Below are 12,975 nucleotides of genomic sequence, written 5' to 3' on the forward strand. Positions count from 1 at the left end.
GGCGGGTGGGTTTCCATGGTGCCCCGGTTCATTCCTCCGGGGTCACCCGGAAGGAGTACAGGTCGGCATTGCGCAGCAGGAACCGGAGGCGCAGTCCCTTGGGGTTCGCGGGCAAGGCCAGTTGGCCGCCCCACGCAAGCGGGGCCGAGAGACTGTCTCCTGTGAACTGCAAGCATTCTTCGCGACTGTATCCCGGGAGCGGCTGACCGTCCTCGCCGAGGACTTCGGCGGCCACGTAACCATCGCCCTCAGTGCGAGCATTGATCAGCAGTTCGCCCGGCGCGCAGATCAGCGGACGTGTAACAAGAGTGCCGCCCTCATCGCCGGCGTGCATCGCGGCGAACCCGTCCACCCGCAGGGAGGCGCAGCCGATGTCGAACTTATGCTCCTTCACGTGCGGGTGGGGTGAGCCCGAGTAGATGAGAAGGATTCTGTCAGGAAGCACCACGAAGGACGATGCGGTGCGTATCTGACGGTGATCGAAGCTCCCGACAGGTCCGAGGGGCAGGAACGCTTCACCGGGAGCCACGCGGGTCCACTCGTAGCTGTCGCGGCTGACAACCAGTTCGGGCCAGGTCACCGGCGTGTCCGCGTCCCAGTCTCCCGAAGCTGGGACGGCGGGGAAGATCCAGACCAGGCCCACGTACATGCCCTCATACGGCGTGACCGACATGCTGTAGAACTGCCAGTTGTTGCGGCGGTCAGCGGGTTCGGGGGAGTAGACCAGCTCGGGCGTGGACCACTCCTCGAAGTCCAGGCTCTCGGTGCGTCCCACGCAGCGCTCGCCGCTCCACATGCGCACATAAGCGACGTAACGCTCGAGGCGCGGGTCCCAGAAAGCGCATTGGCCGGTGTCGCTGATGAAGCCGGGGATGACCGGATTGTGCTCCGAGGGCGTCCAGTGGATGCCGTCCGGCGAGAAAGCCACATCGATGCCCGGCTCGCCATTGTTGCGCGGGGAGTCCAGAGGGATCGGGTAGTCCGCGGTGAACAGCTTGTACCTGCGTGCCGGGTCAGAGTCCTGCGGGTCCAGGAAGACGCTGGGACCGTGGGGCCAGTAGCGCCCGGGGTAAACGAAATTGGTGTCCTGGCCCTCAAAACTCATGATGCCCAGCTTCGGCTTGGTCCAGGTCCGGCCGAGATCATCGGACTCGGCGTACGCCTGGTGGAGATCATAGGGCCGAACCATGGCAGAGTAGTAGAGCCGCAGCTTCTGGACGGTCGGATCCCAGAAGGCGCTGCCATAGAGCTCGGTGCGGGATGCCTCCCAGGGCTTGTCGCGCACCAGGACGGGATTGTTTGGATACTTCTCGGGCTTGCACTGGACCCGCGTCAGGTTGGAGGTGCTCTCGATCAGCCAGTCGTCAGCGAGAAGCTGGCGCTGCGGCCCGATGGTGCGCGGCCCGGTGTTCGCAACTGTGCCTGCGCAGGTCAAGCTGATCCTCTCCCATTCGGCCTGCCCAAGCCCGCCACCCACGGGATGTCCGACCAACAGGCCGTAGTATGCGCTGATTGCCGAGCGTGCCAGTGATTCCCAGGGTACCGAGAGCGGCCCGGCGTCTCCTGCGACCAGGCGCAGAGAATCCCCTGTCCCGGGGTACGCTCTGTGCACTTCCAGCACGTAGTCGCGCATGACGTCAAGAGGCAGGGGTAGCTCCCCGAGAATCTGCCCCGCACCCCCGGCGGCGAAGTCGAGAAGCAAGACGCGGTCATCCCCGGGACCGGCCGCGCCCGGATCGAAACCCAGACCGAAACGGCGGTCCTCCACGCACACCTGTACGCAGGTGGCCGCGAGACTACCGCTTGAGGACAACACCCGCATCCGCAGTTCCAGGCGAACCGGGACACCTGGGCCGACTTGCCGGCGTTTCAGGGCGAGAAAGTAGAAGCGACCGTCGGCCTGGGGGCTGTCGTCGGTGGTAAGCAGACGCGGTGGCGAGCCGGGGATGATCTGCGCCGTCCCCAGGCGCGAGGATGCCCAGGGCGAGCCGGGGGTCTGGTCAGGCTCAAGGCCCTGGTCGGTTGTATAGACATACTCGGTCTGCACATCTGATGCCAGTGACGTGGCTGTTGCGCACACCAGGAGGATGCACGCGGGAAAACGGGCCAACGCGTGTGTGCGGAGCAAGCGGGTTCCTCCAGTCGTGGCGAAGTCCTGGTGACACTTTTCTCCGCCGGCCGGGGCAATGCCTTCGGGTAGTTGGCTGAGCCATCGTCGAATGTAAAGCCCCATGGCAGCAGGGAGGTCGCGGACGGTGTCGGAGGAACCTCGAACGCACTGCGCAGAGCTCCACAACGTGCTGGGATGTTCATCAAGTATTGCCGGGCGGTCCTGCTGATCGCCTCGCCCGCGCGAACCTTCGAAGCTGTCGACGTGGCGGCTATGATCGGCAGCCATGCAGGCCAATTGCAGCAAGGAGATCGATGGGAATGAAGATCGGATTCGGCAAGGTGGATATCACGCCCCGGGTGGGGGTGGAGCTTGCAGGTTTTGGGCCCTTCCTGAACCGGCACTCGATTGCGGTGCGCGATCGACTGTGGTCCCGGGCGATGGCGGTTGAGTGCGACGGGCAAGTGGCGGTGCTGGTGAGCAATGACATCATCTCGCTCTGTCGACAACAGGTGGCGCGTATTCGGGAACTGGTGCGTGAGGCGACGGGCCTGGCGCCCGAGCAGGTGATGGTGCACTGCACTCACACTCACAGCGGCCCGGTAACCGGCACCCTCAATGGCTGGGGCGACCCGGACTACCCGTACCTGGAGCTTCTCCCCGGGCGGATTGCGCAGGCGGCGATCGAAGCGGTGGGAAACTTGCGCGATGCCCTGCTTTCCCACGCCGAGGTGCCCTGCGAGGGAATCGGCCTCAACCGCGAATGGGACCGGGACGCGCCGCCTCTGGAGGAAGTGCTGCGGGATGACTGGCGCCCGGCGATGCCGGAGTTGACCGATACCACCTGCCAGGTGCTCGCGGCGCGGGATACGGATGGCAGGCTACTCGGGTTTGCCAGTTACTTCGGCTGCCACCCGGTGGTGTGCTGCCAGACCACCAGGTATATCCACGGGGATTTCGTGGGCGTGGCGACGAACCTGATCGAACGCGAGCATCCCGGTTGCGTGGGCCTGTTCCTGCAGGGCGCTCAGGGCGACGTGAACTCGTGCGTGGTGCATAAGCCCGAACAGGAAGCATTGCTGGCGCTGGATGTGATCGCCGGGCGGTATGCGCGGTCGGTGCGGACGGGAATTGCCGAGGCGAAGCCGATCGAAGTCGACTGCGTGAAGTGGGCGTCCAACCCGGTGCGGTTCAGCAGGCGCCCGGTGGACCTGGCGTGGGTGCGGGAGAAGCTGACCGAACAGGAAACGATCCTCCACGCGCCGGGGGCCAGCGATGAAGACATCGCGGTGCGCATGGCGACCGTGTACGCTTTGGGGTTGAGGGGCTTCCTGGAAGCGATGGAGCAGGGGCGATCGCTGGATGAGCCCACGGAAATCCACGGGCTGCGCTTCGGACCGCTGGCGATCCTGGGTGGGCCCTTCGAGATCTTCCAGGCCATCAAGAACGAGGTTCGCAGCCGGGCCCCGTTCCCATTGAGCATGGTGCTCGGACTGACCGACGACCAGCTTGGGTATGCAACCGATCGCAAGACCGCCGAGGCCAAGGCCGATGGATACACGATGTACGTTGTGCCGCTGATTCTTGGGCAGCTGCCTTTCGCGAATATCCATGAGGAATTGGTGAGTGCGTTCCTGGCGGTGGCCGGGGAACTGGAGTGACGGAAGGACTGGTAAGATGCTAGGGCCGTGTGGCCAGACCGGGGCCTGGGACCTCCGAGCGACCCCAAGCGGCGTGGAATGACGGTGGGCGCAACAGTGACGGGAACTTCCTGTACCCCGGCCCCGATAGTCTGCTGACCTCAACGCGGTTCGCGGTCATGCGCGATAGAGTGGAGGACTACAACTGCCGGGGGATGCCCGAGGAACTCCTGCAGGTGGAGAATGCCTCACTTACGCCCATGCTCCGACGCGGGGGAGATGGCAAAGCGGCGGCGGTAAGTGGACGAGCTGATTGTGCGGACGAGAGGGCCACAGGCAAGTCGGGCGGCCGACCGAATGGGGGCCATAGCACGCCCGATGTGGTGTGCCTTTCAGCCCGATCTGCTTCGTTTTCGCTCGAAGCGGATGGACCGTTTCTGTGTTCGCAACGGATTCTGGCGCTGAAGGGGTTTTCCGGCAGGTGCGGAGTGGAGATAGCGAGAAACCCCGCGCCGTGCAGCGCTATGTGACCTGAAGCCATGGGAGTTGTCAATGAAGATCGCAGTGTTCGGAAGCGCCGGGTGGCTCGGCAGGGCGATCCTGTCGGGAGCCGGGGAGAGGGCGCAGATCCGCGCCTTCGACCGAAGCCCCGAAGCCTGGGATGAGTGGCGGGATGTCGATGGTGACTGGCCAGGGGAGATTGTGCACGGGGATATCACCGACTTCCAGACGGTGAGGGACACTGTGGCCGGCATGGATGCAGTCATTCACGCTGCGGTCATGTACCCGCGGGGAGATGTGGACAATGATCCGGGTCCGTGGCTGGTGAATCTCAAAGGCCTGTGGAACGTGCTCGAAGCGGCGCGGCGCGAGGGCATCACTCGCGTGGTTCATGTGGGCTCCTGCATGACGAAACATCCGAAGGGCTTGTTCTTCGACTCCCAGACGCGCTCCACCGAAGGCGATGTGTACGGCATCTGCAAGCGACTACAGGAGGAGATGTGCCGGCAGTTCCACGACGCCTTCGGCATGGGCACGGTGGTGCTGCGGCCCGATTACATCGTGGACAGCCGACTAGGCATCGGGCGATTTCGGGAGAGACTCGGTCCGGGTAGCCAGCCGTGGCGGATGGGCTGGGTCTGTCGCCACGATCTCGCGGAAGCCTGTCTGCTGGCGGCTATGAGCACAAGCATCGGCCACGAGGTGCTCCACGTGGTGGGCACGGAGGAGGCCGAAGGATACTGCAATGTGGCGCGAACGAAGCAGGTGCTGGGGCTGGTGTTCCGAGGCGACCTGGACCGTTTTCGAGCGTCTGCGCAGGAGAGTTGAGGACTGTCAGACCAGCCCAATCCGCGCGAGCAGGTGAGACTGATGCCCGATCTGTACGGCATGCACGACCCCGACGTGATCGACCCGCCGGGCAGACCCTTCAGCTACTTCGCCAACCCCAATGATGTGCTGGGCGCCTTCGGCGCCCCCGTTGCCAGCGAAGTCACGCCCGAAGGGTATATCTTCACGGGCTTTGGGGAATTGATGTTCTTCACCGGCAACCCGCCGCAGGCGATATGGCAGCGGATCCGGACGCTGCATCAAGGATACCTGCCGGCGGTGGAGTATGACGTGGTGGATGATGGCGTCCGATATGACCTGCAGATGTTCGCGGCGGATCTCGGCGGTGGGCTGAAAGGATTGCCGGTGAATTTCGCGAGGGTGACGGTGACGAACAACACCGCCGAACCGCGAGCCGCCTATTTCGCGACGGGATGGCGTTTCGCGGGACCGGTAAACACAGCGTACACGTCGCTGGCCGACTACCGTTTCGGGCAGGCATTCGAGAACATGCCGCCGGAACTGGTGGCCGGGCAGGACCGGTTCAACCCCGAGTGGAGCTACCATTTCGCGGAGGACGGCCTGATCCGGGAAGGCAGGCTGGTCTACTGCTACCCGTCGGACCCCGAGCCCGCATGGACCTCGATTGCGCTGCGAGACAACGGCCTTCGGATGGTGCGGTTCTTCTCGGGCGAAATCTCCGGCAACCCGAACCCCACCTATCATTGCGACCCCCACACGCCGCTGGGGATCGTCACCTACTGCCTGCAGCTTGCTCCGGGAGAGAGCCGATCGCTGACATACAAGGTGCCGATAGTGCCCCTGCCCGAGGGTTCGCCTGAGGCCCGGCAGGTGCGGGAAGCCGACTACGATACAGTGTTCGCGGAGACGATGGGCTTCTGGCGGAAGCTTGTTGCGGACAGGACGCCGCTTGTCTTCCCCGAGCAGAAGGTGCAGGAGTACCTGGTGGCCGGAACCATCGCAAACTTGCTAGCTATCGATCATATCGGCGGCGACACCATCACCAATGTCAACAAGTTCCACTACCACGACTGGTATGGCGGGTGTGACCCGACAAATATGCTGCTGGCCATGGACTACATGGGCCTGGCGGAGATCACCCGCGACGGGTTCCTGTTCTGGCGGAAGATGCAGTTTCCCGACGGCGCTTTCCGCATGCACAAGCACATGGACCTGGATTACTGGGAGTTGTTCGGCTGGACTTTGTGGGGCTGGACACGGCATTACCAGCTTACCCGTGACCGGGAGTTTCTCGAGACGATCTACCCCGGCGTGGTGGAAGCCTGTGCGTGGCAGGACCGGATGACCTCGGATGACCCGCTGGGGCTTTGGCCAGTGGCGACAATTGGTGACGATGCATTCCTGAAGAACTGCCGCCAGACTGGGCAGCAGTTCTGGACGCTGGTGGGCCTGAAGTGCGCTGTCCTTCTGGCTGAAGAGATGGGCTGCCCGGAAGATGTGGAACGGTTTGGCGCACAGCGCGAAAGGTTCCGGCGGTCCTTCGAGGCGGTGCTGGATGCGGTGACGCAACAGACGGGGGGCTACATCCCGCCTGCGCTGGAACGCACCACCGACGGCAATGACTGGGACAACCTGCTCACCTTATACCCGGAGGTGCTCCTGGACCCCTTCGACCCGCGGGTGGAAGCCACACTGCGACACGTGCGGGCCGAGTACCAGGAAGGGATTCTGCAGTACATCTGGCCCTCGGCGGTGAAGCAGGAGGGCGAAACATTCATCTTCAACGAGCAGCCGATGCTGCACTACTGGCAGACGCCCAACAATACCCAGGTGTCGTTGGTGCGCGGTACGGCGTGGGACCAGGAGTGGGCGGTGAGGGAGCTGTATGCGCTGTTGTTGCACACCACATCCACCCACCTGCCCGGAGAGTTCGGCACCATCCCGTGGAGCAGCCGGGAGTGCAGCCACTGTTTCAACATCCTGCCTCAGGGCCTGACCATCGCCAAGACCATCGAGGTGCTGCGGAACATGCTGGTGCGAGAGCAGGACGAGGACCTGCATCTGCTCTCGGCAGTTTCGCCCGAATGGGTGCGGCCCGGCAAGAGGATTGAGGTTCGCGGAGAGCCCAGCAGCTTTGGGCCGCTGGACATGACCGTGACTGCGGCGGAAGATGGGCTCACGGTGGACCTGCCCACGGAATACCGCAATGCGCCGGCACGGGTGTGGGTGCGGGTCCCTTGGTTCTTCGCGCTGGAACGGGCCGAAGTGGACGGCGAGGCTGCTCTGCCGGAGAATGGGCGACTGCTCATTCCCCATGGAGCGAAGCGTCTCGTGTTGCGCGGCGCGATTCGGGACGATGCACCGACGCTGAATTACGAGCAGGCGGTGGCCGAGTACAAGGCGGAGTACCGGCGGCGGTGGGAGCATTTCAGACGGACGGGCGAGCGGCTTCCGTGACGACGGGGAATGACTGAGGGAGGTCTCGCGGCACCCGGCGGTCAATCCAACGCCGAACATGGGCTACCTGCTGCTGATCCCCGTCCTATATGCCTTCCAGAGCGTCGCCGCGCGCCATATCCAGCGCGCGAGACTGAACCTGTATGCCGTAGGTGGGTTCACGTACCTCTTCTCGGCCCTGATCTATGGGGCGATCGTGGGCCTGCAGCCTGCAAGCATGCCGCCCCTGTTCGTGTACGCAGGGGTGCTGCTGGGCGTACTTTACGTGGTCACCTATCTGCTTTTCGTGCCGACCCTTGCTGACCGCGGTGTGTCGGTGATGGCCGCGATGTGCCAGCTATCGGCGTTGGTCCCCATGCTGGCATCCCTCCTCATCTGGAATGAACATCCCACGGCGGTGCGTCTGGCCGGGGCGATCCTCTGCCTCATTGCCATGCCCATGCTCGCCCTGGACAAAGGCGTGACCGATACCGAGCTGACGCTTCGCAAGGTTCTGATATTCGCAGGGCTGGTGGTCTTCAATGGCGGCGTACTGGTGGCCCTGAAATGGTTCGACGAACAGCATGCGCAGGAGCATTTCGCGGGGTTCATGCTGGCGACTTTTTCGTCGGCGGCAGTGGGGATGGGCTTCCTGTGGCCGCTGTACCGCGGACGGATCGACGGTCATGTGGTGTCCTGGGGCGCGGTGATGAGCCTGTGCTACGCGGGCGCAACGCCGGTGATTGTGATGGCGCTGAAGACCTATGAGGGTGCGGTGGTCTTCCCTTTCGGAGAGGCGATGGCGGTTGCGCTGACCGTGGCGTTCGCGGCGCTGGTTTGGCGCGAGGTGCCGGGGAAAATCGGCATGACGGGCATCGCGCTGGTAACGGCGGCAGCGGTGCTGATCAATCTGCGGTGACAGCGAGTGCCGGGACTGTATGAATGAACCGGGCCGCGACGTGGGAGGAGACTGGTCTGAGCCTGTTCAACTTCAGTTGTGCCGATGGACCGTGGGACCGCGAAGTCCTCAGCGAACTGGCGGACGCTGAGGGCGTTGCGTCTGGAGACAAGCAGTATGTCTGGGCGATGTGGCCCTGGGACGCCCAGATTCACGGCAATGAAGGCTGGGAGAGCCGGTTTGCCCTGGCGCCAGGGCAGGCTGAGGGTGCGTTTCCGCTGATGCTGGCTGATGACGTGATTCAGCCGAGCTTCGGGAAGGCAAGTGTGACGCTTACGCTGGAGCTGAAGGGCCTCAACCGGCTGGAGGATGTGGCGATTCTGCTGAAGCAGGCCTCGCTGGAACGGGTACCACTATAATCACTACGATCACGGCTGCTGGAGCGACATCGTGGAGTTCACCGTGCCCGTCGCAGCTGTCAGCAATGGCGAAAATACGCTGACCCTGCGGCGCATTCAGGAAAGCCCGGGCTTTGAGGGCAAGCTGGAAGTGCGCAAGTGCGTGCTGGAAATCAGGTATCCCCACAGCTTCGCTCCGGGACGGATCAGCGGCAGGCGATGAGGCAATGGTCACGCACGGGATTCCTCGCCGAATAACAGGGAAGTGAGAGCATGATCATCGAGATCATCGATCTCCAGGGCACCCCGGAAGAGATGGGGCGCCAGCACGGGGAACTGCTCGCAGAGGGCGCACGAGCAATGTACGAGACCCGGATGGAACTGTGCCTGGCCGCTGCGGGGAACATGTCCCGGGGCGACCTGCTGGCTCTCGCAGGCCAGTCACTGCCGGCCTTTGCGGAGTATGCGCCCGACACATACGCCGAGTTCCGGGGCATCGCGGAGGGTGCGGGGCTATCGTGCGAGGAGCTGCTGATCGGGAACGGGTACACGGACTTCGTGGACCTTGTGCGGCGCGTGACAGGTCCGTCCGAGTGCACATCGTGCGCGGTCCTGCCGGAAGCTTCCGCCGAGGGGCATCTTTACGTGGGGCAGACGTGGGATATGAACGCCGGGGCATTCCCCCACGTGGTGGCCTTCCGGCGCACTCCGGCTTCAGGCCCGGTCACGTTGACCCTTACTACTGCGGGTTGCCTGGCACTCATCGGACTGAACGAGCACGGAATCGCTGTGGGCAACACGAACCTCACCCCGGCGGATGCGCGGCACGGCGTCATGTACCTGGCGCTTCTGCACAACGCGCTGGCGCAGGCGACCCACGAGGCTGCGGTACGCGCAATCACCGATGCCCCGCGCATGTCAGGGCATTACTACTATGTGGCCGGGCCGGACGGCGAACTGGCGGCGATAGAGACAAGCGCTGAGAGGCACGCCCTTGTGCAGCCGGACGGTTCGGGTCTGCTGGCCCATGCCAACCACTACAACGATCCGGGCATGATCGAGTACGTGGGTCAGACCACGCCGTCGGAGAACTCCCTGCAGCGCGAGGCCCGGATGTGGGAACTGCTGCGCGCCGATGAGAGACACGACATGGCCTCCCTGTGGAACATATTGGGGGATCACGAGACCCCGCTTTGTCGTCACGCCAGTGGGATCAGCGAAGTGCGCACCTGCGCGGCGGTGATGATGTCTCCCGGCGAGAGGCTGATCCGGATGACCAAAGGCAACCCGTGTGAGTGCGCGTTCGTGGAGGCGACAGTGACGTAGCAGGCCCAGAAAGCCGGGCCGATGTTCCCCCTGCAGCCGGTCTTCTTCACGGACAGCGATACCTGCGAAGGCGCGCCGGAATGCGCCACGCGTCTGAAGGTGATCATGGATGACGCCACTTGTCCGACTTACGCTCGGAGTACTCGCGCTGGCCAACTACCTTGCTTTCGCAGAGCCCATGGTGTTCCACGTCGCGGTTGATGGGGATGACGCTGCGTCGGGAAGCGCGGATGCGCCGTTCCGCACATTGACTCGGGCGCGGGATGCGATCCGCGATCTGAAGCACGGAACCGGGCTGCCTGAGGGCGGAATTCGGATCGCAGTTCACGAAGGTACTCACCGCCTTGCTGAACCGTTGGCATTGGGGCCCGAGGATTCGGGGACTGAAAGCGCGCCGATCGTCTACGCGGCAGCGGAGGGTGAATCGCCTGTCATCTCTGGCGGGCGCGTGATCACCGGGTTGCGCCGGAACGAGGACGGCTCCTGGTCGGCGACCATCCCGCAGGCCGCGAATCACGGCTGGGTCTTCCGCCAGTTGTTTGTCAACGGCAGGCGGTACATCCCGGCGCGTTCCCCCAATGAGGGCCAGTATTCCATCATGCGTGGCGTGCCTCCCGAAGGCGGGTCGGGAGCCTCCCGTGACCGGTTCATGTTCCGCGCGGGAGACATCCAGGCCTGGCCAAACTTGTCGGACGTGGAGATTCGCGTCACCTTCAGCTGGAATACCGGCACATTCCCCCTCAAGGCCGTGGACCCGGAAAACCGCATCGTGACCCTCGCGGGCCCTGCGGTCTGGGAGCTGCCGAAGCCGGGCATGGCAACGTGCCCGTATATTGTGATGAATCATCCGGGTTCCTGCGACGCGCCGGGCGAGTGGCAGCTTGACCGCGAGACCGGAGAGCTGCGGATCATCCCCTTCGCCGGTGATGACTTGGGTGCGGCGGAAGTGGTGGCCCCGATGTTCGAGTGCCTGATCGCCGCGCGGGGAGACGCAGAGGAGAACAGATGGGTCGAGCACGTGCGCTTCGAGGGGCTGTCCTTCCAGCACGCTGAGTGGCATCTGCCGCCCACCGGCTTTTCGACGCCGCAGGCCGCCAGCGGATTGGGCGCGGCGCTGGAGTTCTCTGCCGCGAGACACTGCGCGGTCACCGGGTGTGAAGTTGCCCACGTGGGACGCTACGGCATCTCCTTCGATCGGGACAGTTCCTACAATACGGTTCAGCGCAACCACCTGCACGATCTCGGCGGCGGGGGAGTGCGCATAGGCACCACGGACCGGCCGCAACCCGTGACCCGGCTGGCCCACCATAATCTTGTGGATAACAACTACATCCACGATGGTGGGCATACGAACCCCGGCGCGGTGGGGATCTTCATGGGCTACGGGGCGAACAACACCTTCTCGCACAACGAGGTCTGCGACCTGCGCTATACCGGGATTTCGCTGGGCTGGACCTGGGACATCGTGTACTCGGGTACCCGCGAGAACATCGTGGAGTACAACCACGTACACCACGTGATGCGAACGCTGGAGGATGGCGGCGGCATCTACAGCCTGGGCCTCACGCCGGGCTCGGTGATCCGCAATAACCTGGTGCATCACATCGGCACGCCGCCGGACCCTATCGGGCACGGCATCTACATCGACGGTGGAAGCTCCGGTCTGCTATGCGAGAACAACGTGTGCCACGACTGCGGGCACGGCGGCATCCGCATCCAGCATGGGACCTCGTGCATCACGGTGCTCAACAACATCTCCGCCTTCTGCGGGTTCGGACTGGGGATCGACTCCGAGCGCACCAATATCTTTCAGTATAACATCGTGGTCCTGGAGGGGCAGGGCACGCCCTTTCGGTACGTCCCCCAATGGCAGAGCTACAATAAGATCATCGACTATAACCTCTACTGGCGGCCCGACGGCCGGCCCATAAAGTTCCTGGACTTCACCTGGGATGAGTGGCGCAAGAAGGAGGGGATCAACGACATCTGGTACACGCCGCGAATGGACGCCCACTCGCGCATCGCCGACCCGAAGTTTGTGGATGCCGAGAATCGTGATTTCCGGCTTCAGCCTGATTCTCCTGCGCTGGCTATGGGGTTCCGGCCCATCGATACGAGCACTGTCGGCCTTTACGGAGATGATGCGTGGACGTCGCTGCCCTCGAAGTTCGCGTTGAACCCCCTCCTGCCCAATGAGAGGCACCTGCGGTCAATGTTGCCGGAGGACGATTTCGACGACGGCCTGCCGGGGCAGAAGCCTGCGCTCGCAGCAGTGGTGGAAGATGTGAAAGGCGGGGCCTACGTGGAGATCAGCGACCTGCGGGCCGCCTCTGCGCCGCACAGCCTGCGGTTCGTGGACGCGCCGAACCTGACATACCACCTGCCGCATATCTACTACAGTCCGCACCTGTCGGGGGACATACTGCTGCGGTTGGACTTCGACTTGTACCGCGAACCCGGCGCAATGCTTTGGACCGAATGGCGCAACACCGCGTCGTATGCCAAGGTCGGCCCATGCATCTACATTGAGAAGAACGGGCGTCTGCTGCTCAATGAGAAGCGACCCACCGAGACCATTCTCCCCGATAGCGAGTGGCTGCATTTCACCATCACCGACGGCCTGGGCGCGCTGGCCGATGCGAAGTGGGATCTGACTATCACTGGCGCGGACGGACGGGTGCTGTTCGAAGGCAAAGAATTGCCCTGCGGCCCGGAGTTCAACAAAATCGAGTGGTTGGGGTTCGTAAGTAACGGCACCGAGCCGGCCGAGATGTACCTCGATAATGTCGTCATGCGTCAGATCGGGCCGTAGAGCGCCAGAAATTGCGCGGCGCGCAAGGAACAGCGGCGCAGGAT

Annotated in this window: 9 protein-coding genes; 8 read left to right on the plus strand and 1 reads right to left on the minus strand. The window is 63.7% G+C overall.

The window, feature by feature from the left end:
• Positions 1-28 precede the first annotated feature (28 nt).
• Entirely contained in the window at positions 29-2,128 is a 2,100-nt protein-coding gene (locus HPY44_16230; GenBank protein ID NSW57558.1) for a hypothetical protein, read from the minus strand.
• 302 nt (positions 2,129-2,430) lie between these two features.
• Here HPY44_16230 and HPY44_16235 point away from each other — a divergent pair, with 302 nt between their 5' ends.
• From HPY44_16235 to HPY44_16270, 8 genes are all read left to right on the plus strand, one after another.
• A complete protein-coding gene (locus HPY44_16235; protein NSW57559.1) occupies positions 2,431-3,771 on the plus strand; it encodes a neutral/alkaline non-lysosomal ceramidase N-terminal domain-containing protein in 1,341 nt (446 codons plus the stop codon).
• 531 nt (positions 3,772-4,302) lie between these two features.
• Complete coding sequence (locus HPY44_16240) at positions 4,303-5,079, plus strand: NAD(P)-dependent oxidoreductase (GenBank protein NSW57560.1); 777 nt, start codon at positions 4,303-4,305, stop codon at positions 5,077-5,079.
• A 42-nt stretch (positions 5,080-5,121) separates the two neighbouring features.
• A complete protein-coding gene (locus HPY44_16245) occupies positions 5,122-7,518 on the plus strand; it encodes a hypothetical protein (GenBank protein NSW57561.1) in 2,397 nt (798 codons plus the stop codon).
• Between the two features lie 58 nt (positions 7,519-7,576).
• Entirely contained in the window at positions 7,577-8,416 is an 840-nt protein-coding gene (locus tag HPY44_16250) for a DMT family transporter (protein ID NSW57562.1), read from the plus strand.
• Positions 8,417-8,439: 23 nt separating this feature from the next.
• On the plus strand, positions 8,440-8,814 hold the full coding sequence (locus tag HPY44_16255) for a hypothetical protein (GenBank protein NSW57563.1): 375 nt from the start codon (positions 8,440-8,442) through the stop codon (positions 8,812-8,814).
• 43 nt (positions 8,815-8,857) lie between these two features.
• Positions 8,858-9,016, plus strand: coding sequence for a hypothetical protein (locus tag HPY44_16260; GenBank protein ID NSW57564.1), 159 nt, complete (start codon positions 8,858-8,860; stop codon positions 9,014-9,016).
• A gap of 50 nt (positions 9,017-9,066) precedes the next feature.
• Positions 9,067-10,119 carry a hypothetical protein gene (locus HPY44_16265; GenBank protein ID NSW57565.1) on the plus strand — a complete coding sequence of 351 codons (1,053 nt, stop codon included), beginning with the start codon at positions 9,067-9,069 and terminating at the stop codon, positions 10,117-10,119.
• A gap of 109 nt (positions 10,120-10,228) precedes the next feature.
• Complete coding sequence (locus tag HPY44_16270; protein NSW57566.1) at positions 10,229-12,931, plus strand: right-handed parallel beta-helix repeat-containing protein; 2,703 nt, start codon at positions 10,229-10,231, stop codon at positions 12,929-12,931.
• Positions 12,932-12,975 lie beyond the last annotated feature (44 nt).

Source organism: Armatimonadota bacterium, from assembly GCA_013314775.1.
In the GTDB taxonomy this organism is placed as follows: domain Bacteria; phylum Armatimonadota; class Zipacnadia; order Zipacnadales; family JABUFB01; genus JABUFB01.